Genomic DNA, 24,593 nt, shown 5'->3' on the forward strand with positions numbered 1-24,593 from the left:
CCAGGCTGTAATGCGCTACGTCTGCCGGCACCCGCGCCGCTCGCCCGGCAATCGCGGATGATTCCCGCCCGCGTGCGGTCTCGTTACCGGCCGCTTCAGTCCGAGTGTTGATCCCCGCCGTCTACAGGGTGCGGGCGTTGCCCTGAGCGCACCCGGATGGTGCGACCCAGGTACAGGCGCACCATGACAGGACAGCCTTAGGCCCCATTTTCAAGCACGGACAACCCGCAGCCTGGGGGGCGCTCCTGGTGTGGCGGGTTGGCAAGAGCCTTGCTCTGCTTGTGCCAATCGCACAACCGGAACTGCTCGCCATGCTGGTCATCCATCACCGCACCTCCCCCCAGGCCAATGCCGACGCCGAGCTGGAGTTGACCTTCGAAGCCCGTAGCAAATCGCGTCTGCGTTGCTTCACCACCACGGGAGAAGAGGTCGGCCTGTTTCTCGAACGCGGCCAGCAACCGCTGCATGACGGCGAATGCCTGCGCGCCGAGGATGGCCGTATCGTCCGTGTGCGGGCCCGCGCCGAACAGCTCCTTCATGTGACCTGCAGCAGCGCGTTCGAACTGACACGCGCCGCCTATCACTTGGGCAACCGTCATGTGGCACTGCAGGTGGGCGATGGCTGGTTGCGCCTGCTCGACGATTACGTCTTGAAAGACATGCTGTTGCAGCTGGATGCAACCGTCGAACACATCGAGGCGCCCTTCCAGCCCGAGCACGGCGCCTACGGTGGCGGCCATCACCACTCCCACGCAGGCGAAGCCGAGTTCAGCTACGCGCCACGTTTGCATCAGTTTGGTGTGCGCACGTGAATCCGGCTGCGTTCGCGCTGCTGCGGCTTGCCAGCCCGCAGTTGCCGATCGGTGGCTACAGCTATTCGCAAGGCCTGGAAATGGCGATCGAATCCGAGCGGGTACGCGACGAAGCCAGCGCCAGCCGTTGGCTGGGCGATCAGCTGTTACTGAATCTTGCGCGCTTTGAAGCGCCGCTGCTGCTGGCGCACTGCCAGGCGGCCGCTGCTGAAGACTGGACAGAACTCGAGCGACTTGCCGATTGCCATCGCGCCAGTCGCGAAACCCGTGAGCTACGGCTGGAAAGCCGGCAGATGGGCTATTCATTGAAGCAACTGCTGGCCAATCTGCCCGAGCTCGACGCCCCGGCCCGCGCCCTGTTTCAGCGCATCGACGAGCCCGGCCTCGCCCTGGGCTGGGCCCTGGCCGCGCGTGCCTGGGGCATCGGCCCCGAGGAAGCACTGACCGCCTGGCTCTGGGGCTGGCTGGAAAACCAGCTGACGGTGCTGATGAAAACCCTGCCGCTCGGGCAGCAAGCGGCACAACGCTTGACCTCCCAACTGCTGCCGACCCTGCAGCAGGCCCAACGCGACGCAACCCTTATCGAGCCGGAGCACTGGGGCACTGCCGCCTTTGGCCTGTCCCTGACGAGCATGGCGCATGAGCGGCAGTACAGTCGGTTGTTCAGGTCATGAGCACCGCTTTCACAAGAGGAAACAGACGATGAACACCCAACCCCTGCGCATCGGCATCGGCGGGCCGGTCGGCTCCGGCAAGACCGCCCTGACCCTCGCCCTCTGCCTGGCCCTGCGCGAGCGCTACAACCTGGCCGTGGTCACCAACGACATCTACACCCAGGAAGACGCGCAATTCCTGGTACGCAACGAGGCCCTGGCGCCCGAGCGCATCATCGGCGTGGAAACCGGCGGCTGCCCGCACACCGCGATCCGCGAGGATGCTTCGATCAATCTGGAAGCCGTCGAACAGCTCAACCGGCGCTTCCCGGGGCTGGACCTGATCATCGTCGAGTCCGGCGGCGACAACCTGTCCGCCACCTTCAGCCCGGAACTCTCCGACCTGACCATCTACGTGATCGACGTGTCAGCCGGCGACAAGCTGCCACGCAAGGGCGGGCCGGGCATCTGCAAGTCCGATCTGCTGGTGATCAACAAGGTCGACCTGGCACCCATGGTCGGCGCCTCGCTGGAGGTCATGGATCGCGACACCCGCAAGATGCGCGGCGACAAACCCTTCGTGTTCAGCAATCAGAAGATTGGCCAGGGCCTCGACGAGATCATCGCCTTCATCGAAACACAGGGAATGCTCAGCGCCGCCTGAATCGAATCGCTCCCGTAGAGCGAGTTTGCTCGCGAGTATGCGATGACTGTTAGGAAGCCGGCATCGCCGGCTGGCGCTGGCGCTCGTGCTGCTGGTGGCGCTAGCGGTACGTCCGCCCGTGGCCGCGCCTCTGGTCTGCCTCGCAGGCGCCGCCCCGGCGCGCCCCGGTGCTTGGCTGCTGGCAGTTTGAGGAGCAGCGTGAAAAGCAGCGGCAAGCTTCAAGCGGCAAGCAACAGCGAAAAGCCAAACCTGAGTTCGCTTCGGCTTTTCGCTTGCCGCTTACAACTTGCAGCTTGCAGCTTGCAGCTTTCAACTTGCCGCTTCTTCTAGCGGAACGGCGGCTCGTCGAAGCTGCGCAGCTTGCGCGAGTGCAGCGAGTTGAGCTGGGTGCGCAAGAGATCGAGCGCGGCAATGCCGATCTTCAGGTGCTGGTTCACGGCGCGCTCGTAGAAGGCGTTGGCCGAGCCTGGCAGCTTGATCTCGCTGTGCAGCGGCTTGTCCGAGACGCACAGCAGCGTCCCGTAGGGCACCCGCAGGCGATAGCCCTGAGCGGCGATGGTGCCGCTTTCCATGTCCACCGCGACCGCACGGGAGAGGTTGATCAGCGGCCGTTCCTGCGCCCAGCGCAATTCCCAGTTGCGATCATCGTAGGTCAGCACGGTGCCGGTGCGCAGGCGCCGCTTGAGCGCCTCGCCCTGCTCACCGGTCACCTGCGCCGCCGCTTCCTGCAGCGCCTGCTGGACTTCCGCCAGCGCCGGCAGCGGGATATGCGGCGGCAGCACCCGGTCGAGAATGCCGTCACGGCGCATGTAGGCGTGGGCCAGCACGTAGTCACCGATGGACTGCGACTGCCGCAGCCCGCCGCAATGGCCGATCATCAACCAGCAATGGGGGCGCAGGACGGCCAGGTGATCGGTGATGTTCTTGGCGTTCGACGGGCCGACGCCGATGTTCACCAGGGTGACGCCATCGCCATCCTTGGCCTGCAGGTGATAGGCCGGCATCTGGTAGCGATGCCAGAGCACACCGCCAATGATCGCCTGGGCTTCGCCCTCCTCCATGCCGCGCTCGATGATGATGTTGCCCGGCAGCACCATGCGCACGAAACGGGTGTCGTCGCGCAGCATGTCGAGACCGTGACGGATGAACTGATCGACGTAGCGGTGGTAGTTGGTCAGCAGGATCCAGGGCTGTACATGGCGCCAGTCGCTGCCGGTGTAATGCACCAGCCGGCGCAGCGAGAAGTCCACCCGCGCACCATCGAAGAGCGCCAACGGGTAGGGATCGGCATGTTCCCAGTCGTACAGCCCGTCGGCGATGTCATCGGTGGCCGCCGACAGGTCGGTGCTGGGGAACACCCGCGCCAGTTCGGCGGCAGTCACACCGGTCCCGGCCAGTTCGTCGCCCTGTTCGATCACATAGGGGTAGGGAATGTTGCGCTCACTGATGCCCACCTCGACTTTGACGCCGAAGTCCTTGATCAGCGGTCGCAGCTGATCGAGCAGGTAGCTGCGAAACGATGCCGGATGGGTCACGGTCACGCTGTAAACACCCGGTGCCTGCACCTTGGCGTAGGCCCGGGTGGAAGCCGGCACCTCGCCATGGCACTCGTAGGTCAGGCGCAGTTCGGGATAGTGGAACAGGGCGCGCTCGGCCGCGTCGGGCTCTTCGCGCGTGACGACATAGCGTTTGAGCGCTTGGTTCAATGCGCGGGTGGCCTGCCGGTGCAACTCCGCAAGGTGGTCCACGGCCGCTTCTGCGCTGGTGGCAATGCGAAAAGTCTCGCCTGCTGGATTCATGGTGGGTTTCCTTGTCGATTCGTTGAAAACATCTTGCCTGCTGTTCGATGACAGCGGTAGCGCCGTAGTGCTGCGATCATCGATCAGACGCGGCTATTCGCAGCGCCAGCGACTCCAGCCGCGCCTTCAATATCGCCAGGCTGGGCGCCGCCGCCAGGCTCAGACGCAGCGCATTGGGTGCGCCATGACCGACCGCGAACACGGCCGCCGCAGCCGCCTCGATTCCCGCATCACGGCACAGCACCGGCAGACTGTGATCGTCTGCCAATTCCAGCCACAGATGCGGCGAGGCATTTGGCGAGGCAGACCCAAGCAGTTTCTGCGCCAGCCGCCAACGCCGGGTCATCTGCTCACGTTGCCAGGCCAGCCGACGCGCCGCGGTGCCGTCTTCAAGCCATTCGCAGCCGATCTGCAGGCATAGCGTCGACAAGGCCCAACGGGTCGCCTGCCGTTCCGGATCGATCCGCGATAGCCGCTCGTCCGGCCCGGCAATAAAGCCCAGGCGCAACCCTGGCGCGGCCGTCTTCGACAGGCTGCTGATCAGCAGGGTGCGTTCAGACAACGTCGCGGCCAGTGATGGCTCGTCGCCAAGTGCGCCGTCGATATCGTCTTCGACGATCAGCAAGCCTCGCCGTCGCGCCACGGCGGCGATAGCCTCGCGGCGCTGCGTATCCATGCTGTTGTCGCCATCCACAAAGACACCCATAACCTCGCCGAAGGCACCGGCGCTGCCGCGCTGATAGCAGGATCAGCATTGAGAATCGGGCGGCGTGCGCGATATCCGCCTGTTATCCGGATGCGGCCGCCCAGGCTTTCAGATGCTGAAGAGAAGATGGAATCGGTTTACCGCCCGGGTCTATTACAACCTGGCCTGTGGGGCCGCCTGGCTGCACGCCTGATCCAGCTGCGCGATGGAGCGCCGGGCTTTGCTGAGGCTCAGCGCCGCATGGACTCCCTTGTCCATCAGTGTGCGGACGGCGATATGGTCAGCGTCGATCCAGGGATCGCTTATGTCGCGAACTACATCGGCGAAGATCCCGGTGCACGGCTGCGGTATCTATCGGTTCAAGGCGCGTAAAGGTGGGCCCGTCCAGAGGATTTGCGCCGCCAGTCGCAAGCTGCCCGCTCAGCGCCTGGTATGGAGCGGTACCACCACGCGAGAATGCGTGCGGCCGAGCAATTCGCCGATGGCGCTGATCAATGATTGCTGGGTGAAGGGTTTGGCGAGCACCTGTAACTCTCGGCTGCCTTCAGGCAGCTCGGCATAGCCACTTACCAGAAGAATCGGTAACTCGGGTCGCTCGACGGTGACCATATCCGCCAGCTGCGTGCCTGTCAGACCCGGCATCATCTGATCGGTGACGAGGATATCGAAGACGCCGCTCTTGCGCAGAACGGCGAGCGCTGCCTGACCATCCGCCACCGCCACCACACGATGTCCCTGGTCTTCGAGCAGAGCAGCGGTATTGTCCAAAACAAGGGGATCATCATCCACCACAAGGATGGAAAGCGCTGCCATCCCTGCCGCAACGGGTTCGTCCATGTCGACCCGCGCTGGCTCGTCCGTCGGAGCGGCTACGCCGATGGGCAACCACAGCTCAACGGCCGTGCCTTTGCCTGGACTGCTTTCAAGCACCAAGCGCCCGCCTGACTGCTCTGCCAGACCTTGCGCCATCGAAAGGCCGAGTCCGGTCCCTTTACCGGTCCCCTTGGTTGTGAAGAACGGCTCTGTCGCGCGGGCAATGATCTCAGGGCTCATGCCGCAACCATCATCACGCACAACCAATGCCACGAAATCCTTGACCGGCTGGCCCGGTGACTGACTAGACGAGCGGAGCTGCCCTTCGATGCATATCGTTCCACCATCGGGCATGGCGTCGCGTGCGTTGACGACCAGGTTGAGAAGGACCATCTCGAGCTGGCTCACATCGACAAAGGCAGGGGGCAGGTTGAGCGGGAAACGGGTGTCGATCCCGATATTCGCGTCGACCAGGCGCTGCAGGATCTCCCGCATATCCATGACCACCTCCGGCATGGCGACTGAGGTTGGCCGCAGTTCCTGCTTGCGGGCAAAGGCGAGCATGTGTTGAGTCAGACTCACGCCGCGTTGGGTCGCCTGCAACGCGTTGTCGATCAGCGTGGCGACACGAGCTTCTGCGCTCGGTAGCCGTTTACGCAGCAGCTCCAGGTTGCCGAGTACGACCGCCAGCAGATTGTTGAAATCGTGAGCGATGCCGCCTGTCAACCTGCCGATCGCCTCCATTTTATGCGCCTGGCGCAAGGCGGCTTCGGCTTGCCGTCGCTCGGTGACGTTGACCAGGCCGCCGAATATCATCGGCCCGTGCGCTCCTTGCTCAAGACGGGCTGAGGCGAGCACATCAATGAAGTTGCCATCCCTGTTAACCAAACGGTATTCGGCGTCCACGTAGCTGCCGGATTCCAACAAGTGGGGCCAGTCGTGGCTGAGCATCTGGCGTGCCGAGGTGTCCGTCATGAAGTTCACCAGCGGTCGACCGATCACGTCACCGCGGCGATAGCCCAGCAGACCGAGCCAGGCGTCGCTCACCGACTCCAGCCGTCCGTCTTGGTCAAGCGCGTGCAGCGGCAGCGGTGTCTTCATGTACAGCTCGCGGAAGCGCTCTTCGCTCTGGCGTAGCGCCGCCGCTTCGCGTTCGTTAAACGTTGCCAGCCGGCGGTCGTACATCGATGCCGAAAGCCCCAGAAACAGGACCAGGAAAGTGGAGCCCGCAACGGCAAGCGCCAGTGTCAGCAGATCCAGGCCATCACCTGGCGGCGCGGACATCGCGTCATCCAGGGGCATGAATCGAGCGCCTGCCATTGCTGTGTAGTGCATGCCAGCAATCGCAAAACCCATTGCCGCGGCAGATATGCCCTGGAGCGACAGCCGCCGCCCTTTGGCTGACAGCCATAGCGCGATGGTGGCTGCGCCAATCGAGATGACCAGGGACAGCAGCACCCATAACGGATCGTACGACAGCTCGGCATGCATGGTCATGGCGGCCATGCCTATGTAATGCATGGCGCCGATGCCCAGCCCCATGAAAAGCCCACCAAGCAGAAGCGTTCTGCTACTGAGCCCTTGTTGTGCCTTTACGGAAAAAAAGCTGATTGCCGTGACCGCGATGGGCAGGATCAGCGACCATAGTGTCAAGGCCAGGTCATATTCGACCACCATGCCTGGCATGCCAAACGCCAGCATCCCGACGAAGTGCATCGACCATATGCTGCCACCCATGCATACGGCAGCGGCACCGAGCCAGGTATGCTCAACCCAGCCTTCGGAGGCGCGCGCCCGGTTGGCTAGATCCAGCGCGGTAAACGAGCCCGCGATGGCAATCATGATCGACAGGCCGACCAGTGCGAAGTTGTATGTCGTGATCAAGGCGCTTCCATTTGTAGGCGATAACAGGATTTACCCATAACAGTCTGGCAGGCTCAAGCGCGCATGCCACCGCTTTGCGACCGAACGCGCTTGAGCGATCAGCTCGTTTGCTCTGGATGTAATAAGCGAGCATTTTCCGTTTTCACCCGGGCGAAACCATATCGCCGACGTTCGTGCGCAATCATGGCATTTTGCAGCGCCTGGTGCCCAGCGCAGTCCATGCGGATAATGGTGTGCTAGCGCTTCACGCCGGGTCACGTTGCTGTCGCAAGTCGACACGATGGGCCAAAGGATCCACCGCGATCAAGCAGTGATCGAACAACTCACCCACGAAATCGCACTGCTCAGGCGGTACAATCTCGCCCGGCGCAGCGGGCTACTCAGCCGCCCAGTGCGCATCGGATCCTTGGCATATCAGAATCAGAGTCGACCAGCAGGAGCGTACGGCTGGGGATCGATGCAAGGCGAGCGATCCAGCATCAGATCGGTCAATAGCTGGCATGAAGCAGGCGCCAATACCAGCCCGTTGCGGAAATGTCCGCAGTTGAGCCAAAGTCCCTCATGGCCCGGCACCGGCCCTATATAAGGAATACCCTCAGGCGAAGCAGGACGCAGGCCCGCCCAATGCTTGACCACTGTGGCACCAGCCAGCCCAGGAAGCAGCTCGATGGCCGACTCCCGGAGACTTTCCAGCGCATCTTCGGTTGGAGTCTTGTCGAAACCGACATCCTCCAAGGTGCTGCCCACGAGAATATGACCATCACGCCGCGGAATCGCATAACGCCGCTTGGCCAGCACCATGCTCGGCAGGAAATCTTCGGCGCACTTGAACAGGATCATCTGGCCCTTCATCGGCTTGACCGGCAGCTCCATTCCAAGCGTCGCCAGCAACTTGCCGCTCCAGGCCCCGGCGGCGACAACGACCCGCTCGGCACGCATCTCGCCCTGCGCCGTTTGCACGCCGACGACCCGTGCTCCGTCATTGATGAAACCGCTTACCGGGCAATGTTCGATGATCCGCACGTTCGGCATTTGCGCCAAGGCTGCACGCACGGCCCGAAGCAGTCGTGGGTTGCGCACGTTGGCCACGCCCGGCATATGCACGGCCCGTGCGAAACCATTGCCCAGCGAAGGGACTGCAGCGTGCACCTGATCCATCCCGACCCGACGCAGCGGGCGCCCTTGCGCCTCGGCCCAGGTCATCGCCTGGTCCTCGTCTTCCAGATCCAGCCAGTAGAGGCCGGTCTCAAACACCTCCGGATCGATGCCGGTCTGCTCGAACAAGGCCGCGCCCAGCTGCGGGTAGTAATCCTGCGACCAATGCGACAGCGCCGTAATTGCCGGGCTGTAGCGCCAAGGGTAGAGCGGCGAGACGATCCCGCCGCCGGCCCAGGAGGCTTCGGTGCCCGTGTCGGACGCCTCGATTAACGTTACGGAACAACCCGCACCAGCCAACCCGTACGCCGACAGCAAACCAATAACGCCGCCACCCACCACAATCGTCTGTTGCTTCACTCAGCCTCCGGGTTCACATTTTCAGCCTTTTATCCTTGGACTGGCGGCCGCACTGATCTAAAAAGCCAGCTTCGCATGTCGTTGACGAAGCGGCACTACCAGGACGGCGACACATGATACTTGCAAAGGAACTGCACCATGCCGAACAGGAATCAAGGCTTCACGCTTATCGAATTGCTGATCACCCTTACCCTATTTGGGATCGTGCTGGCGATAGCCGTACCCGGTTTTACAAGGGCTCTTGAGTCGACCCACCAGCGTACCCTGGTGAACCAGCTGCTAGCAGACCTCAACTTTGCTAGAAGCAGGGCGATAACCACCAGGCAAATGGTAAGCCTATGTGCCGGTGACGCTCGCTGTGACGACCTAGCTCGCTGGCGCGAACAGATCATCATTTTCGACGACACCAATGCCAATGGCGTGCTCGATGGCGACGAAAGCCCGGTACGCATTTCAAGTTTGGCTGCAAGGCACGAATGGAACTGGGGGAACTTCCGAAATCAACGCTACATGAGCTTCAAACCTGACGGCACCACTCACAGCCTAAACGGAACCTTTACGCTTTGTCGTGAAAACCAGGCTCTCGAAACCATTGTGATAAACATCACGGGCCGCACGAGACTTGGATCACCTACTGATAACAAGCACTGCACCTAACATGCCGCACAGCCTTCGAAACCGACCGAGCGTCCGGCTGAGATGGGAAGCGAGACGGTTAACCGGGATGATTTGATGACTTTTGAACCGAGAAAAGCCATGCGGTATTCCCGAGGTTTCACCCTTATTGAATGGATGGTGACCATTTCGGTCCTCGCGATTCTACTGAGCATCGTCGTATCTTCTTTTACGAATCTGCTTTTAGCCAATCGTGTTCAAACAGCCAAAACGGATGTTTTGGTCGCGCTGCAGTTCGCTCGCTCGGAAGCCGTCAAGCGAGGGGAGAAGGTTCACATTTGCCAGAGCGCCAACGGCAATGCGTGCGGCTCGGCTACAGAATGGGCAAAAGGCTGGCTAGTCGAAGCGGAAAGCGGGGGCGTGTTGCGTATTTGGAACAGCGTGCCTGCTGGCGTGACGATCAGCGGTCCCGCCACAACCATATCTTTCAAGGCAGACGGGACGACCGATATCAAACCGACATCCAGTGAGAGCGATGCGGGGACAGACTTCGCAATAGCCCCTAGCCCTTGCTCTGGCCAAACAAAGTACGGAGTGAACATTAATGCCGTTGGCCGCGCCTTGACCAACAAGGGGACCTGCCAATGAATCTATGCATTAACCGAGCTGTTCCTCTGCCACCCACGAGGCAGCAGCAAGGCGCCACTTTAATCGAGGTGCTGGTTGCCCTGCTGGTGCTTTCCGTCGGCCTGCTAGGGATGGCCGGTTTACAGATGACAAGCGCCAAAAGCAATTACAGCGCATACCAACGATCCCAGGCGACGCTGCTCGCTTATGATATTACAGACCGAATGCGTGCCAATCGTGAAGCGGCCGACCAATACGAGCAGGCATTCACAGCCGCAACGTGTGATCGCGAGTTTTCGGGAAGCGGTAGCACGCTTATCGAGAGGGACAAGAGCGAGTGGCTTAATGCGGTCGCCTGCTTACTTCCTGACGGACAAGGGCAGATCAGCACGAAAGGCGATCTGTTAATGATAACCATACGGTGGAACGATAACCGCGGACGAATTGAAGAAATAGCGGGAACCGATCGGCAGTCATTCGAGTACACGACCCTACTATGACCAGAGCAGCGCTAACACGCCAACAGGGCCTTTCCTTAATTGAACTAATGGTCGCCATGCTCATAAGCCTGGTGCTCTTGGCTGGCGTCCTGCAAGTTTTCCTTTCCAGCAAGCAACTTTATGCCAGCAACACAGCCTTGGCTCGGATACAGGAGAATGGTCGATTCGCCGCTCAGTTTCTCAGCTACGGGTTGCGCAATGCGGGATTCAAGGGCGAGTGCGTTAACGGAATCGAAGTCAGGCTGAATGTGACTGATGAGGAAGAACAAGCCTACAATCCGTTGTATGCCATCGAAGGATGGGATAACGGCACATCACCGACTAATCTATCAGGCACAGTACGAGCCCAGACCGACTCTTTTTCCGTAAGATCTGCGGGTAACGGTTCGGAGTTTTTAACCAAGAACGGCACTAAAACCAGTACTCCTAGCTTGAACATCGAAGGGTCTCATAATGTTGAGGACGGTGAGATAGTTCTGGTTGGCAGTACCAGCGGGTGCGATTTATTCCAGAATGCCAACAATGGAAACGCAAGCGTCTTACAGCAAAAGGGAGGCAATGTTTCACCGGGGAATGTCAGCTGCAACGGCCAGAGCGAATCGTGTTGGTCTTCAGGGGTCGAAGGCAAATATCTATCGATCTATAAGCTCACCAGCGAAACCTACTTCCTGAATGATCATGACGACCGGCTGCCCTCCCTTTCGAGGAGCAGACTTAACGACGGAGGCTCTTGGACCAAAGAAGAGTTGGTCGAAGGCGTTATCGATATGCAGGTTCAATACCTGCTGGAAGATGGCGACCAATATATCAGCGCCAACTCTTCCCAACTTGATAATGAGGAAGAATGGAAAAAGATCGTGTCTGCGCGGGCATATCTTATTGTCGTTAGCTCCGAGACTAACGTTGTGGACGAAGCGCGGACCTTCTTCTTCGCCCCCGCGAAAGGCATCACCAAGGAAGACCAATACGCCAGCTACGCAGACGGCGCCGTCACGGTCAAAGAGCGTCGTCTTGCTCAAGTGTTTGCCACAACCGTAGCTATACGGAATCGCCTGCCATGACTAGAAAAAAGAGCTTACAGCCCGAACGAGAAAAAGGGGCAGTCCTAATTGTCGCGCTCGTGATGTTGCTTTTACTGACGATTATCGGCGCGGCAAGTATGCGCGACACCAATCTACAGGAAAAGATGGCTGGCAATTTCCGAGATCAGAACATAGCGTTCCAGGCCGCCGAGGCCACGCTTCGTTATGCCGAAGGAGAACTTCACGGCCTAAGCTCGGCGAAATATAACAAGCTATATGACTTGCGTGATTACGAAGCCTACAAGGACAAGGAAGTTTTCGAGAATTTCTCAGCAGACGTGTCCGAACAACCCACTTACACCATCACGCGCCTCCCTGGATATATTTCGAATGGCGGATCCCTAGAGACTGGAAGTGGCGCTACCGGATTTCTTGTGCGGATAGAAAGCATTGGTTATGGAATCAGTCCAAACAGCAAAGTCACCTTACGTACGATCCACTTGGTGAGCAAATTATGATGGAAATCGCCATTTTTAAAACTGCCAAGCACAGGCTGCCTAACCGACTAAACTCCGCTTTGGTAGTGACCGGCTCGCTTATATGGTCACTTGGAGCAAGCGTGGCAGTGGCAGACAGCGTATCGCAAAGCCCCCTTCAACTGGGAGGTGGCGATGTACCTGGCAATCTGGCTCTCGTCCCTTCTGTTGAATATCCAACAATTCAAAGCATTGCCAACACTGCTGACACCTACGCGACCAGTAGTGGATATGTCGGCTATTTTGATAATGCCAAGTGCTATGAGTATGTAAAGGGCAGCACATCGGATGGAAGCCATTTCAAACCTACATCTTACGCTTCCGGCAAGACCTGCAGCGGCTCGAAGGAGTGGAGCGGGAATTTTCTTAACTGGACTGCAACGCAGTCAATCGACCCATTTCGTAGTGCACTTACTGGCGGATACCGAGTCAGAGACACCGCTACCGAAACATGGCTTGAAAAAGCAAGACATACCGGACAGGACGGCAGTAACTACGGCCGAAACATCAGCGGCTACTCAATGATAGCCGGAGCCACTCCATTGCAGAAAACAAAAAGCGGTGAGAGTAGCAGTAATATTTCGAATCTTTACTCGAAACTCAACGGTTTCGGCATGAAGATGCATTTCTCAACCAACTCCTATGCCAGTATTTCTTCGACAGCCGCCGAATACAACAACGAAACAACGCTCAATCAAAATACAACTTATTTCGTCTATATTCGCGTAAAGGTCTGCGACGCAACTGTAGGATTAGAGAGCAATTGCAAGCAATATTCACAAGGCCACAAACCAGAAGGCCTGATCCAGGAGTATGCTAATTCCCTTCGTTATAGCGTATTTGGATATCTTACAGACAATGTTACGAGCAGGGACGGAGGGGTACTTCGTGCCCAGCAGAAATATGTCGGTGCAATCCGACGTATTCCAGGCGAAACAGGGGAGCAGGAGAACCCTTATGTCGAGTGGAATACCACAACAGGCGTATTCATAAAGAATCCGAATCCTGATGACGCAACCAAGACCAACAGTTCCGCCACTGGCGTCAACGTTGAGCGAAGTGGTGTGATCAATTACCTCAATATGTTCGGCCAACTGACTAGCGACAATCAAAAAGCATACGATCCGGTCAGCGAACTCTACTACACAGCCATTCGCTATTTTAAAAAGTTGGGCAACGTACCCGCCTATTCAGATATAACTACTAACGCCTCGCAGCTTGCTGATGGTTTCCCAGTTGTTACGGACTGGCAAGATCCTATTCAATATAGCTGCCAGAAAAATGTAATTCTCGGGATCGGGGACGTTAATACGCATCGCGACAAAAACTTGCCAGGCAGTAGCTATGACAGTGAGGAGCCAACCAAACCTGCAGAAGTGAGCGCCGACACGACCGTTAACGTAGCAACCGTCACCAACGAAATAGCTCGCCTCGAAGGAATCAGCATCAGCAATCCCTTCAATGGCAACAACAACTCCGCCTTTATTGCAGGCCTAGCGTACGACGCTCACATCCAGGATATCCGTACCGACAAGGCAGGTACCCAAAGCGTATCGACCTATTGGGTCGATGTCATGGAGAACAGAACGCTTAACGCCAAGGAGAAAAACCAGTATTGGCTGGCTGCGAAATACGGTGGATTCAAGGTCCCTGACGACTATAAATTTGGTGACTCTCTCGAGCCGACCTGGTGGTGGACCAACGGAGAGATCCTTTCTACCGGAGATAACCGGCCCGATAACTTCTTTACCGCGGGCGACGCGACTACCATGGTTGAAAGCCTCAAAACAGCATTCGCCAAGATTGTCAACGAGACCCGAGGCACCACCGCGCAATTGAGCGATAACTCAACAAGTATCGAGACTGAAAGCGCGCTTTTCCAAGGCATCTTGGATAGCCGCGACTGGAGCGGGGACCTCCAAGCCAAGGCCTTCAATGACGACGGAAGCGAAGGCGCGGTTAGCTGGTCAGCTGCAGAGAAACTCGATGCAATCGCGAATCCTAGTAATCGAATAATATTGACCAGTGGTGATCCGGAGATCACCAAGCAGACGGGCGCAATCGTGAGCACCGAAGGGGTCGAGTTTGCCTGGTCTGCTCTTAGCGAGGTTCAGCAGGAGGCCTTACGCGCAAACGATAGCGGCACGCTGGTAGACGCCTCTGTAGGCGAGAGCCGCCTCGGCTACCTCCGCGGCTCACGTACGAAAGAAAACAGTGACAGCAACCCAACTGGTAGCTTCCGCCAGCGTGGGAGCCGTATGGGGGATATCGTCAACTCGGCTCCGCAGTATTTCCATCAAACCAATTACGGATACTCTCGTCTCCCTTCCAGTTATGGGTATTCGGACGCGGCCTTAGCATACCGAACCTTTCGCAGCAGTTCTGTTTATGAAGGTCGCCCTCCTATTGTCCTGGTCGGCGCCAATGACGGCATGCTGCACGCCTTCAACGCCAATCTCGATGACAACGGAGGCAAGGAGCTATTCGCTTACGTGCCAAACAATGTAATTCCTAATCTTTATCGGTTAACGCAGCCTGCATACGAGCACCGCTACTTTGTCGACGGCACTCCAGAGCTAGGCGATGCTTGGATAAATGGCGAATGGAAAAGCCTGGTAATTGGTTCTACCGGAGCGGGCGGCAATGCCATTTTTGCTTTGGACATAACCGACCCTGAGAACATGAGCGCAAGCAATGTGTTATGGGAGTTCACGCATGACAAGCTTGGCTATACGCTTGGCAAGCCTGCTCTCATCGCGCTTCCTAATGGACAGTTTGCCGTTGCCGTATCGAGCGGCTATGAACGGGACAGTACCGAAACGGATGGCCTCGTTTGGCTGCTCGACGCATCGGACGGAAGCGTAATCACAACCTTCACTCTGCCCAACAGCGGGGACCTTGGAGCCCCACTGGCCATTGACAGTGATGGAAATCTGGTCGCGGACCGTCTCTATGTGGGCGATACACTGGGTAAGGTTTGGCGTATTGACCTAGATGGAAAGAGCGAAAACGAGTGGGGTATTCCAGGCGACCTCGAAAGCGCTCCCCTCTACGTCGCGCTAGACGGAGACGGGAATACTCAACCGATTACTGCACCCTTGAACGCTGCCTTTAACAGCGACGGCGAAATCGTAGTTGTGTTTGGTACGGGCAGTTACTATCTGTCAACAGACAATGAAGTGGGCGAGAACCCCCGGACTCAAAGTTTTTATGCCATCAAAGATCAGGGAGTTTCCTTTACCGGCCGTACGAAGCTTCTAGCTCAGGAAATCGTGGCTGAAGTCAGCGAAGGCAGGGCTGTGAGCAATAACAGCGTGGAAAGCTCGCACTATGGCTGGTATCTGGACTTGGTAGCTTTGTCTCGAGGACCAGCCGGCGAGCGGGTCTTCAAAAAAGCCTCCGTCGAGAATTACGAAGTCCGCTTCAACAGCTTCACACCTTCCGAAGACCCGTGCGAGGGCGGTGGACTCGATTGGAACATGACTCTTAGTCTGGATAGCGGTTCTTACCTCTCGTACTCGACCTATGATGTCAACGGAGATGGAACGGTGGATGAAAACGACTACGTAACGATAGATGGTGAAAGCGTTCCGGTTTCAGGCATCAAAAGCCAGACCAGCGGTAGCGGATCGGAGGTAAAGCAAAACGATAAAAAATATCTTTGCTTTACAAGCGTCTCCGGTAAGGGAATCTCCTGCGTGTTGCTAAACAGCAATGGCAGCGACTCAGGCCGCCAATCATGGCAGGAAGTAAGGGAAGACTGATGAAAAAGCTCCGATCGCCGCGCCAAGGAGGCTTCACCTTGATTGAACTCATGATTGTGGTTGCGATTATTGGCGTGTTGGCCGCTATCGTCTTTCCGTCTTATCAAGAACACGTCCGCAAAGCTCGCAGAGCGGACGCGCAAGCTTCGCTGTTCGAGCTCGCTCAGTTCATGGAACGGCAGTACACGGCCAACGGCACCTATGAACTATCAGATACTACGCTACTGCCATATGACGAGGCACCTCGAGATGGCGCGACCAAATTCTACGATCTGGCCTTCAAGAATGAGGAGCCGACCGCGAGTACCTTCGTGCTCACAGCAACTCCCAAGAACGGAATGACGGATGATCGCTGTGGCACCCTGAGCTTGAGCAACATCGGGGCCAAGGAATCGACAGGCGACGCTGCAGTAACCGACTGCTGGAAGCAATAGGCTAAACCGCCCTCAACCGCAACTCCTTCGGCATCGAGAACGTCACGTTCTCGGGCCGCCCGTCAAGCTCATCCATACCCGTAGCGCCCCACTCGCCGAGCCGCTCGATCACGCCAAGCACCAGCACTTCTGGCGCTGAGGCACCGGCGGTGATACCGATTCGGTCGATGTTCTCAAACCATTCACGCTTCAAGTCTTCCGCGCCGTCGATCAGGTAAGCCGGCGTGCTCATCCGCTCGGCCAGCTCACGAAGGCGATTGGAGTTCGAGCTGTTCGGGCTGCCCACTACCAATACCAGGTCGCACTCAGCCGCGAGCTGCTTGACCGCATCCTGACGGTTCTGGGTGGCGTAGCAGATGTCATCCTTGCGCGGGCCACCGATGCTGGGGAAGCGGGTGCGCAAAGCGTCGATGACACGGCTGGTGTCGTCCATGGAAAGCGTCGTCTGGGTGACGAAGGCCAGCGCATCCGGATTGCGCACCTGCAAACTGGCTACATCCTCTTCGTCTTCAACCAGATAAATGGAGCCGCCATTGGCGGTATCGTACTGGCCCATGGTGCCTTCGACTTCCGGGTGGCCTGCATGGCCGATCAGGATGCACTCGCGCCCTTCCCGGCTGTACTTGGTCACTTCCAGATGCACCTTGGTCACCAGCGGGCAGGTCGCGTCGAAGACCTTGAGGCCGCGCTTGTCCGCTTCCATCCGTACCGCCTGAGAAACGCCGTGGGCACTGAAGATGACGATGAAGCCATCCGGCACCTGGTCCAGCTCATCGACGAAGATGGCGCCCCGTTCACGCAAATCTTCCACCACGAATTTGTTATGCACGACCTCGTGACGCACATAGATCGGCGGACCGAAGACTTCCAGGGCGCGGTTGACGATTTCGATGGCGCGGTCGACACCGGCACAAAAGCCACGCGGATTGGCGAGTTTGATTTGCATGGTGAGTTCTCGGCATACGGGAATCGGTGAATAGGAAGCGTAACGTGTCGGTGGCGGCATGAAGCCCGGCTGTTGGCTGCGGAAAGCCGCGTAGCAGCCAACCATGGGTTACGGGCTGTGATCGCCGGCAAGCTGGCGCCTGCAAAAAAAGATGGCCGATCTGCAGGATTCGTATGGCGGCACGATCTTGTCAGACCGGCTTGACCTCGAATACCTCTACTTCAAACGTCAGTGTCTTGCCGGCCAGCGGATGATTGAAGTCAACGGTAACCTGACGATCATCGAAGCTTTTGACGACACCCGGCAGTTCCGTCTTGGCGGCGTCGTTGAAGATCACCAGCAAGCCCTCGGACAGTTCCATACCCTCGAATTGACTATGCGGCATAACCTGCACGTTCTGCGGGTTGTGCTGGCCGAAGCCCTGTTCCGGGGCCATCTGAAAGGTGCGCTTGTCACCCGCCTTGAGGCCGAACAACTGCTGTTCGAAACCCGGAAGCAGATTGCCGTCACCAACCTTGAACGTGGCCGGCTGCTTGTCGAAGGTCGTGTCGACCTGCTCGCCGTTTTCCAGGCTGAGCGCGAAGTGCAGAGTGACCTGCATGTCCGGCCCGATGCGCTGTTCAGTCATTTACCGTTTCTCCCGTTTTACTGCTACGGAACATATCCAGCGCCAGCATCACGGCGCCAATGGTGATGGCGCTGTCGGCGATGTTGAATGCCGGGAAGTACCAGCGGTGCTGCCAATGCACCAGGATGAAATCGACCACGTGGCCGAGCACGATGCGATCATAGAGATTACCGAGCGCGCCACCCAAGACCAGTGCCAAGGCCACGGCAAGCCAGGTCTCGCCGGTTTTCAAACGCATCATCCAGACCACCAGCACGGCGCTGACACCGACACCGATCAATGCGAACAGCCAACGCTGCCAGCCGGAATGATCGGCGAGAAAGCTGAAAGCAGCGCCGGTGTTATAGGCCAAGGTCCAGGCGAAGTAGTCGGGGATCACGTCGACCTTCTGATACAGGCTGAAGTTGGCCTCGAAGTAGTATTTGGTCGCCTGGTCCAGCGCAATCACCAAGATGCTGAGCCATAACCACGACAGCTTACCGAGACGGGCGGTCATGCTGCTTTGCTCGAAATGGCACAGCGGATCGTCCCCGCCACGGAACGGGTATGGCGCCATAGGGTGGGCTTAACGGCGCTCCGCTTCAGCCCACCGGCAGCCCCGCCGTGGCGCCAGCGGCGGACTGAAGCCCAGCCCACGGCGATCATCGAGCCGTGATGGCCAGCACGCTGGCGCCTACAATCATGCGCTCGGTCACGCATAGTGGCGAACCTCGCCAACGCCTTCGATATTCTCGATGCAGCGACCGCAGATCTCAGGATGGGCCGCGTGAGTGCCGACGTCAGGCAGGTGGTGCCAGCACCGGGCACACTTGGCGTGACCGGTTTTGCTGATCTGTAGCTTGAGACCCGGCAGCTCGCTCTGCACGGTTTCGGCTGGTGCGTCGGCGAGAGGCGCTACCGTCGCGGCCGAGGTAATCAGCACGAAGCGCAATTCGCTTCCCAGCTTCGCCAGCTCGGCAACCAGCGCGTCTTCGGCGTACAAGGTGACCTCGGCCTGCAAGTTGCCGCCAATGGTCTTGGCCGCGCGCTGGGTTTCCAGCTCCTTGTTCACCGCAGCCTTGACCGCCATGACCTTGTCCCAGAACTCGCGACCCAACTCGACACTGGCAGACAGTTCGGCGAGCCCGGCGTACCAGGTATTGAGCATCACCGATTCGTTGCGCTGCCCCGGCAGGTACTGCCAGATCTCATCAGCGGTGAACGACAGGATCGGCGCAACCCAGCGCACCAGCGCCTCGGCGATGTGATACAGGGCCGTCTGGCAGGAGCGCCGCGGCAAGCTGTCGGCGCCGGTGGTGTACTGGCGATCCTTGATGATGTCGAGGTAGAAGCCGCCCAGCTCCTGTACGCAGAAGTTGTGCACCTTCTGATAGACATTCCAGAACTTGTAGGTGCCGTAGGCTTCCTCGATTTCCCGCTGCAGCAGCAGGGCACGATCGATGGCCCAGCGGTCGAGGGCGATCAGCTGGTCGGCCGGAACCTGATGCTGCGCCGGATCGAACCCGTCAAGGTTGGAGAGCAGGAAGCGCGCTGTGTTACGGATACGGCGATAGGAGTCTGCGCTGCGCTGCAGGATCACCTTGGAGACGGCCATTTCGCCGGAATAGTCGGTGGAGGCGACCCAGAGACGGAGGATGTCGGCGCCCAGCGTGTCAGTGACTTCCTGCGGCGCGACCACGTTGCCCAGCGACTTGGACATCTTGCGGCCGTTCTCGTCCACCACGAAGCCGTGCGTCAGCAGCCCTTTATACGGCGCGTGGCCGTCGATGGCCGAACCGGTCAACAGCGACGAATGGAACCAGCCACGGTGCTGGTCGGAGCCTTCCAGGTAAAGGTCGGCGCGAGGGCCGCTTTCGTGGCCCATCGGGTGCGAGCCGCGCATCACGTGCCAATGGGTGGTACCGGAATCGAACCAGACGTCCAGGGTGTCGCTGATCTTCTCGTACTGCCCTGCTTCGTCGCCCAGCAGCTCGGCGGTATCCAGCTTCGACCAGGCCTCGATGCCGCCCTGCTCGACGCGTTGCGCCACGGCTTCCATCAGCTCGATGGTGCGCGGATGCAGGTCGCCGCTTTCCTTGTGCAGGAAGAACGGGATCGGCACGCCCCATGTCCGTTGACGGGAGATACACCAGTCCGGGCGGCCGGCGATCATGCCATGCAACCGCGCCTGGCCCCAGGCCGGGACGAATACGGTCTGTTCGATGGCGTCCAGCGCGCGACGACGCAGGGAGCTGCCGTCGTGAGCGACCTTGTCCATGCCAACGAACCACTGCGCCGTGGCGCGGTAGATCAGCGGCGTCTTGTGCCGCCAGCAATGCATATAGCTGTGCTGGATCGACTCGTACTTGAGCAGCGCGCCGACTTGTTTCAGCTTCTCGATGATGGCCGGGTTGGCCTTCCAGATGAACTGGCCGCCAAAGAATGGCAGGTCCGATACGTATACGCCGTGGCTCTGAACGGGGCTGAGAATGTCATCATTCTCCATGCCGTAATGTTTGCAGGAGCGGAAGTCGTCTTCACCGTAAGCAGGCGCCGAATGGACGATGCCGGTTCCTGCACCGGTTTCCACGTAATCGGCCAGATAGACCGGCGCGAAGCGCTCATAGAACGGGTGGCGGAAGCGGATCAGCTCCAGTTCGCTACCCTGGCAGCGGGCAATGATCTCACCCTGCAGGTCGTAGCGCTGCAGACAGGATTCAACCAGCTCTTCGGCGAGGACCAGCAGCTTGTCGCCGGTATCCACCAATGCATAGACGAAGTCGGGATGGACGTTGAGCGCCTGGTTCGCCGGGATGGTCCAGGGCGTGGTGGTCCAGATGACGATGCTGGTCGGCTTGGCCAGTGCTCCGACACCAAACGCAGCCGCCAGCTGGTCCGCGTCCTCCACCTGGAAGGCCACGTCGATGGCATCGGACTTCTTGTCCTGGTATTCGACTTCCGCCTCGGCCAGCGCCGAACCGCAGTCGAAGCACCAGTTCACCGGCTTCAGGCCCTTGAAGACGAATCCGCCTTCGACCATCTTCGCCAGCGCGCGGATCTCCCCGGCTTCGTTGGCAAAGTCCATGGTGCGGTAGGGATTGTCCCACTCGCCCAGTACGCCGAGGCGGATGAAATCGGCCTTCTGCCCTTCGATCTGCTCGGCAGCGTAGGCACGGCAGCGCTCGCGCGTCAGGTCGGCCGGCTGGTTCTTGCCGTAGGTGATCTCGACCTTGTGTTCGATGGGCAAACCATGACAGTCCCAGCCCGGCACGTAGGGCGCATCGAAACCGGCCAGGGTCTTGGAGCGAACGATGAAGTCCTTGATGACCTTGTTCACCGCATGACCGATGTGAATGCTGCCGTTTGCATAGGGAGGGCCATCGTGCAGGACGAACTTCGGGCGGCCCTCGCCGATCTGCCGCAGCTTCCCATAGAGGTCAATGCTGTTCCAGCGCTGCAGGGTCTCCGGCTCGCGCTGTGGCAGACCGGCCTTCATCGGAAACGCCGTGGATGGCAGATTGAGGGTCGCTTTGTAATCGGTCATTTCAGTCCTGACTCGTGGTAAAGGGTGAAGCCCGCCAGTATTCGCGAGCCGCGGCGATATCGGCTTCGATCGCCGTCTTGAGTGCCTCCAGCGAGGCGAAGCGCTGCTCGTCACGCAGCTTGCGATGAAAGGTCACGCGCAGCAGACGACCGTAAAGGTCGCCTTGATAATCGAGCAGATGCACTTCCAGATGTGGCTGGCCATCGCTTTCCACCGAGGGGCGCATACCGATGTTGGCCACTGCCGGCTGAGGGATGCCGTCAACTTCCGCGCTCACCATGAACACCCCGCTGAGCGGCGTGCTCTTGCGCTTGAGCTGGATGTTGGCGGTCGGCGCGCCAAGCTGACGCCCCAGCGCCTGCCCGTGCATGACCCGACCGGTCAAGCTGAACGGCCGACCCAGCAACTGTTGCGCCAGGACCAGATTGCCATCAGCGAGCGCCTGGCGCAGCAGCGTACTGCTGACGCGCTCACCGCCCACCTCTATGGTGGTGGCCGCCTCGACGGTAAAGCCTTCCGCAGCACCAGCTTGTAACAAGAAATTGAAATCACCGGCTCGGTCGCAACCGAAACGGAAGTCATCACCGACTTCCAGATGCCGCACGCCAAGCCCTTCAACCAGCGTCGCGTGGACGAACTCGGCGGCGCTCAACTCGCGTAAACGGCGGTTGAAGGCCAGGCACAGCACCAGATCGACGCCCTGCTCATCCAGCAACCGGAGTTTCTCACGCAGCCGGGTCAACCGCGCGGGCGCCTTGTCCGGCGCGAAGTATTCTCGCGGCTGCGGCTCGAAGATCACCACGCAGCTAGGCAGGCCGAGCTCGGCGGCACGCTCGCGCAGACGCGCCAGGATGGCTTGATGCCCCCGGTGAACCCCGTCGAAATTGCCGATGGTGGCGACGCAACCCCGATGCCGGGGCCGCAGGTTATGAATACCTCGAACCAGCTGCATACCGCACTTCTTGCTTGAAAAGTCGTCGATTATACGCATGCGACAGCAGTCGCGGACAGGCTTGCCACCCGCGCATGGTACGGATCAATGACGGAGATGCCGCGGTCGCAAACCGAGCACTACCAAACCCACCGCGAAAGCGCCTAGCCCCGCCACGACCAGCAGCCCCAGTTGCAACGCGCGCTGCTGCCAGCCCCAGGCGAACCACTCGACCGACGGTACGTTGATCCACCAGACCATCGCCACCATGGCGGCACAGCCGCCGGTCAAACGCAGCAGGAACAGCCCCCAGCCCGGCGCCAGCTGGAACACGCCGATCCGGTATAGCCCCCAGAACAGCAACCCGGCATTGAGCATCGAGGATAACGAGGTCGCCAGCGCCAAGCCGACATGCTGGAGCGGCCAGATGAGTATCAGATTCATTACCATGTTGGCGATCATGCAGATGATTGCGATACGCACCGGCGTCTTCAAGTCCTGACGAGCGAAGAAGCCTGGTGCCAAAACCTTGATAAGCATGAACGCCAGTACACCCAGCGAGTAGGCTTCCAGCGCGTTGGCCGACTGCACCACGGCCTCCTCGCTCATCGCACCGTAGAAGAACAGGCTGGCGATCAGCGGCTCAGCCAGGATGCCCAGCGCGAGCGCCGCAGGAACCCCAACCAGCAGCACCATTCGCAGCGCCCAGTTCAGGGTGCTGGAAAAGGCCTTGGGATCCTCTCCGGCATGCTGACGAGAAAGGCTAGGCAGGATCACGGTACCGATTGCAATACCGAAGGCGCCCAGCGGCAACTCCGAGAGGCGGTCTGCGTAATAAAGCCAGGAGACGCTGCCGGTCTGCAGAAACGAGGCAAGCACCGTATCGAGCAAGAGATTGATCTGGCTGACCGACACGCCGAACAGAGCCGGCACCATCAACAGCATGATTCGCCGCACGCCCTCGTCACCGAACTTTACCCGCGGCCGCGGCAACAACCCCAGCTTGGCAACATAGGGAAGCTGGAAGGCCAACTGGGCGAAGCCGGCAATAAACACTCCCCATGCCAGCGCCATAATGGGTTGATCAAAGTAAGGCGTCAGAAAAACGGCCGAGCTGATCATGCAGACATTGAGCAGCACCGGCGTGAAGCCCGGCACTGCGAAATGCCCGTACGTATTGAGCACGCCGGAGGTAAACGCCGTGAGTGAAATCAGCAACAGATAAGGAAAGGTGATGCGCAGCAGCTCGCCGGCCAGCTGCATCTTGGCCGGCTCATCATGAAAGCCCGGCGCGAAAAGCATGACCACATAAGGCGAAGCCAGCACCCCGACGGCGGTGATGCCCGTCAGGATCAGCCCAAGCATGCCGGCGGTGCGGTCAACCAGCAGCTTGACCTCCATCTGGGTCCGCTTGGTCCGAAATTCCGACAACACCGGAACAAAGGCCTGGGCGAAAGCCCCTTCTGCAAACAGACGGCGCAAAAAGTTTGGGATCTTGAAGGCTATGAAGAAAGCGTCAGCAGCGGCGCCGGAACCGAAGTAGCTGGCCACTACCATATCGCGTACCATGCCCAGCACCCGTGACAGCAGCGTCATCATGCTGACTACCGCACTGGACCGCAGCAATCCGCCTTTGCCGGATGTATCGGACATTTGTCTTCCTAGGGTTGCAGCGGGAGGGTTCCGGCCAGTCACCGGGCATCGTCTCGATGGCCAGTTACGACAGTGAAAGAGGTCGCGAGTTTAGCGACACCCCATCTGTCCGGCCAGTGTCTCGATTGCTCAATCAGGGTTGACAAGAACCCGCAGCATCGGCATGATTCGCGGCCTTATTTGCTTTGTAATCCCACGTTTTCGAGGAGTTCGACGGTGGCCAACAGCCCTTCCGCCAAAAAACGCGCAATTCAGGCTGAGAAGCGTCGCAGCCACAACGCCAGCCTGCGCTCCATGGTTCGTACCTACATCAAGAATGTGGTCAAAGCCATTGATGCAAAAGATCTGGATAAAGCTCGTACTGCTTACACTGCAGCCGTGCCTGTAATCGACCGCATGGCCGACAAAGGCATCATCCACAAGAACAAAGCAGCCCGGCATAAAAGCCGCCTGAACGGCCATATCAAGGTCCTCGGCGAAGCTGCTGCAGCCTAAGCTGTACGCTCTTGTGAAAAAACCGGCCTTGAGCCGGTTTTTTTATGACCTGGAAAAGGCTGGAGGCTGGAGG

The 24,593-nt window shown here is 59.1% G+C and carries 22 protein-coding genes; 12 read left to right on the plus strand and 10 right to left on the minus strand.

Annotated elements, in window-relative coordinates; genetic code table 11:
* Positions 1-311: 311 nt before the first annotated feature.
* Genes ureE through ureG form a run of 3 tightly spaced genes read left to right on the plus strand, consistent with a single transcriptional unit; the run spans position 312 to position 2,129 of the window.
* A complete protein-coding gene (gene ureE, locus NA637_RS18295) occupies positions 312-812 on the plus strand; it encodes an urease accessory protein UreE (protein WP_256073737.1) in 501 nt (166 codons plus the stop codon).
* The gene (locus NA637_RS18300; RefSeq protein WP_256073738.1) at positions 809-1,486 is read left to right on the plus strand and encodes an urease accessory protein UreF; all 678 of its coding nucleotides are present in this window, start codon (positions 809-811) and stop codon (positions 1,484-1,486) included. The genes ureE and NA637_RS18300 overlap by 4 nt, the downstream gene beginning before the upstream one ends.
* A 28-nt stretch (positions 1,487-1,514) precedes the next feature.
* Positions 1,515-2,129: an urease accessory protein UreG gene (gene ureG, locus NA637_RS18305; RefSeq protein WP_256073739.1), complete on the plus strand. Its 615-nt coding sequence runs from the start codon at positions 1,515-1,517 to the stop codon at positions 2,127-2,129.
* Between the two features lie 326 nt (positions 2,130-2,455).
* Here ureG and amn read toward each other — a convergent pair whose 3' ends face one another.
* Together amn and NA637_RS18315 are read right to left on the minus strand one after the other, a co-directional pair.
* The gene (amn, locus tag NA637_RS18310) at positions 2,456-3,928 is read right to left on the minus strand and encodes an AMP nucleosidase (RefSeq protein ID WP_256073741.1); all 1,473 of its coding nucleotides are present in this window, start codon (positions 3,926-3,928) and stop codon (positions 2,456-2,458) included.
* A gap of 76 nt (positions 3,929-4,004) precedes the next feature.
* On the minus strand, positions 4,005-4,634 hold the full coding sequence (locus NA637_RS18315; RefSeq protein ID WP_256073742.1) for an aminotransferase class I/II-fold pyridoxal phosphate-dependent enzyme: 630 nt from the start codon (positions 4,632-4,634) through the stop codon (positions 4,005-4,007).
* Between the two features lie 126 nt (positions 4,635-4,760).
* Here NA637_RS18315 and NA637_RS18320 point away from each other — a divergent pair, with 126 nt between their 5' ends.
* On the plus strand, positions 4,761-5,006 hold the full coding sequence (locus NA637_RS18320) for a hypothetical protein (protein ID WP_256073743.1): 246 nt from the start codon (positions 4,761-4,763) through the stop codon (positions 5,004-5,006).
* A gap of 48 nt (positions 5,007-5,054) precedes the next feature.
* Here NA637_RS18320 and NA637_RS18325 read toward each other — a convergent pair whose 3' ends face one another.
* Together NA637_RS18325 and thiO are read right to left on the minus strand one after the other, a co-directional pair.
* On the minus strand, positions 5,055-7,331 hold the full coding sequence (locus NA637_RS18325) for an MHYT domain-containing protein (RefSeq protein WP_256073744.1): 2,277 nt from the start codon (positions 7,329-7,331) through the stop codon (positions 5,055-5,057).
* Positions 7,332-7,751: 420 nt separating this feature from the next.
* Complete coding sequence (thiO, locus tag NA637_RS18330) at positions 7,752-8,846, minus strand: glycine oxidase ThiO (protein ID WP_256073745.1); 1,095 nt, start codon at positions 8,844-8,846, stop codon at positions 7,752-7,754.
* 138 nt (positions 8,847-8,984) lie between these two features.
* Between thiO and NA637_RS18335 the strand changes: the two genes are divergently transcribed.
* The 7 genes from NA637_RS18335 to NA637_RS18365 all read left to right on the plus strand — a co-directional run bounded on the left by NA637_RS18335 (position 8,985) and on the right by NA637_RS18365 (position 16,344).
* A complete protein-coding gene (locus NA637_RS18335; protein ID WP_256073746.1) occupies positions 8,985-9,503 on the plus strand; it encodes a GspH/FimT family pseudopilin in 519 nt (172 codons plus the stop codon).
* 75 nt (positions 9,504-9,578) lie between these two features.
* The gene (locus NA637_RS18340) at positions 9,579-10,109 is read left to right on the plus strand and encodes a GspH/FimT family pseudopilin (RefSeq protein ID WP_256073747.1); all 531 of its coding nucleotides are present in this window, start codon (positions 9,579-9,581) and stop codon (positions 10,107-10,109) included.
* Positions 10,106-10,588, plus strand: coding sequence for a type IV pilus modification protein PilV (pilV, locus tag NA637_RS18345; protein ID WP_256073748.1), 483 nt, complete (start codon positions 10,106-10,108; stop codon positions 10,586-10,588). The genes NA637_RS18340 and pilV overlap by 4 nt, the downstream gene beginning before the upstream one ends.
* Positions 10,585-11,649 (plus strand): PilW family protein, encoded by a 1,065-nt coding sequence (locus NA637_RS18350; protein WP_256073749.1) that lies wholly within the window; start codon positions 10,585-10,587, stop codon positions 11,647-11,649. The genes pilV and NA637_RS18350 overlap by 4 nt, the downstream gene beginning before the upstream one ends.
* A complete protein-coding gene (locus NA637_RS18355) occupies positions 11,646-12,128 on the plus strand; it encodes a pilus assembly PilX family protein (protein ID WP_256073750.1) in 483 nt (160 codons plus the stop codon). Before NA637_RS18350 ends, NA637_RS18355 begins: the two co-directional genes overlap by 4 nt.
* Positions 12,125-15,910 (plus strand): pilus assembly protein, encoded by a 3,786-nt coding sequence (locus tag NA637_RS18360; RefSeq protein ID WP_256073752.1) that lies wholly within the window; start codon positions 12,125-12,127, stop codon positions 15,908-15,910. Before NA637_RS18355 ends, NA637_RS18360 begins: the two co-directional genes overlap by 4 nt.
* Positions 15,910-16,344 (plus strand): type IV pilin protein, encoded by a 435-nt coding sequence (locus NA637_RS18365; RefSeq protein WP_256073753.1) that lies wholly within the window; start codon positions 15,910-15,912, stop codon positions 16,342-16,344. Before NA637_RS18360 ends, NA637_RS18365 begins: the two co-directional genes overlap by 1 nt.
* A 1-nt stretch (position 16,345) precedes the next feature.
* On the opposite strand, the gene ispH is transcribed toward NA637_RS18365, so the two are convergent.
* The 6 genes from ispH to murJ form a co-directional block, all read right to left on the minus strand.
* Positions 16,346-17,290 (minus strand): 4-hydroxy-3-methylbut-2-enyl diphosphate reductase, encoded by a 945-nt coding sequence (gene ispH, locus NA637_RS18370; protein WP_256073754.1) that lies wholly within the window; start codon positions 17,288-17,290, stop codon positions 16,346-16,348.
* Between the two features lie 190 nt (positions 17,291-17,480).
* The gene (gene fkpB, locus NA637_RS18375; protein ID WP_256073755.1) at positions 17,481-17,918 is read right to left on the minus strand and encodes an FKBP-type peptidyl-prolyl cis-trans isomerase; all 438 of its coding nucleotides are present in this window, start codon (positions 17,916-17,918) and stop codon (positions 17,481-17,483) included.
* Positions 17,911-18,414, minus strand: coding sequence for a signal peptidase II (lspA, locus tag NA637_RS18380; RefSeq protein WP_256073757.1), 504 nt, complete (start codon positions 18,412-18,414; stop codon positions 17,911-17,913). The genes fkpB and lspA overlap by 8 nt, the downstream gene beginning before the upstream one ends.
* A 195-nt stretch (positions 18,415-18,609) precedes the next feature.
* Positions 18,610-21,441, minus strand: a complete 2,832-nt coding sequence (gene ileS, locus NA637_RS18385) for an isoleucine--tRNA ligase (RefSeq protein ID WP_256073759.1) — start codon at positions 21,439-21,441, stop codon at positions 18,610-18,612.
* A gap of 1 nt (position 21,442) precedes the next feature.
* Positions 21,443-22,393, minus strand: coding sequence for a bifunctional riboflavin kinase/FAD synthetase (gene ribF / locus NA637_RS18390; protein WP_256073760.1), 951 nt, complete (start codon positions 22,391-22,393; stop codon positions 21,443-21,445).
* 84 nt (positions 22,394-22,477) lie between these two features.
* Positions 22,478-24,025 (minus strand): murein biosynthesis integral membrane protein MurJ, encoded by a 1,548-nt coding sequence (gene murJ, locus NA637_RS18395; RefSeq protein WP_256073761.1) that lies wholly within the window; start codon positions 24,023-24,025, stop codon positions 22,478-22,480.
* A 216-nt stretch (positions 24,026-24,241) separates the two neighbouring features.
* On the opposite strand from murJ, the gene rpsT reads away from it, so the two are divergent.
* Positions 24,242-24,520: a 30S ribosomal protein S20 gene (gene rpsT / locus NA637_RS18400; RefSeq protein WP_256073762.1), complete on the plus strand. Its 279-nt coding sequence runs from the start codon at positions 24,242-24,244 to the stop codon at positions 24,518-24,520.
* Positions 24,521-24,593 lie beyond the last annotated feature (73 nt).

The organism is Stutzerimonas stutzeri, assembly GCF_024448935.1.
Lineage (GTDB): Bacteria > Pseudomonadota > Gammaproteobacteria > Pseudomonadales > Pseudomonadaceae > Stutzerimonas > Stutzerimonas stutzeri_AO.

Bases quoted from the DNA above. Each gene is read 5' to 3' on its own strand.
- NA637_RS18340 (WP_256073747.1), top strand. From the start codon at position 9,579: ATGACTTTTGAACCGAGAAAAGCCATGCGGTATTCCCGAGGTTTCACC.
- ureE (WP_256073737.1), top strand. From the start codon at position 312: ATGCTGGTCATCCATCACCGCACCTCCCCCCAGGCCAATGCCGACGCC.
- NA637_RS18355 (WP_256073750.1), top strand. From the start codon at position 11,646: ATGACTAGAAAAAAGAGCTTACAGCCCGAACGAGAAAAAGGGGCAGTC.
- amn (WP_256073741.1), bottom strand. From the start codon at position 3,928: ATGAATCCAGCAGGCGAGACTTTTCGCATTGCCACCAGCGCAGAAGCG.
- ribF (WP_256073760.1), bottom strand. From the start codon at position 22,393: ATGCAGCTGGTTCGAGGTATTCATAACCTGCGGCCCCGGCATCGGGGT.
- NA637_RS18315 (WP_256073742.1), bottom strand. From the start codon at position 4,634: ATGGGTGTCTTTGTGGATGGCGACAACAGCATGGATACGCAGCGCCGC.
- NA637_RS18335 (WP_256073746.1), top strand. From the start codon at position 8,985: ATGCCGAACAGGAATCAAGGCTTCACGCTTATCGAATTGCTGATCACC.
- NA637_RS18350 (WP_256073749.1), top strand. From the start codon at position 10,585: ATGACCAGAGCAGCGCTAACACGCCAACAGGGCCTTTCCTTAATTGAA.
- NA637_RS18360 (WP_256073752.1), top strand. From the start codon at position 12,125: ATGATGGAAATCGCCATTTTTAAAACTGCCAAGCACAGGCTGCCTAAC.
- lspA (WP_256073757.1), bottom strand. From the start codon at position 18,414: ATGACCGCCCGTCTCGGTAAGCTGTCGTGGTTATGGCTCAGCATCTTG.
- ileS (WP_256073759.1), bottom strand. From the start codon at position 21,441: ATGACCGATTACAAAGCGACCCTCAATCTGCCATCCACGGCGTTTCCG.
- murJ (WP_256073761.1), bottom strand. From the start codon at position 24,025: ATGTCCGATACATCCGGCAAAGGCGGATTGCTGCGGTCCAGTGCGGTA.
- fkpB (WP_256073755.1), bottom strand. From the start codon at position 17,918: ATGACTGAACAGCGCATCGGGCCGGACATGCAGGTCACTCTGCACTTC.
- ureG (WP_256073739.1), top strand. From the start codon at position 1,515: ATGAACACCCAACCCCTGCGCATCGGCATCGGCGGGCCGGTCGGCTCC.
- NA637_RS18320 (WP_256073743.1), top strand. From the start codon at position 4,761: ATGGAATCGGTTTACCGCCCGGGTCTATTACAACCTGGCCTGTGGGGC.
- pilV (WP_256073748.1), top strand. From the start codon at position 10,106: ATGAATCTATGCATTAACCGAGCTGTTCCTCTGCCACCCACGAGGCAG.
- ispH (WP_256073754.1), bottom strand. From the start codon at position 17,290: ATGCAAATCAAACTCGCCAATCCGCGTGGCTTTTGTGCCGGTGTCGAC.
- NA637_RS18365 (WP_256073753.1), top strand. From the start codon at position 15,910: ATGAAAAAGCTCCGATCGCCGCGCCAAGGAGGCTTCACCTTGATTGAA.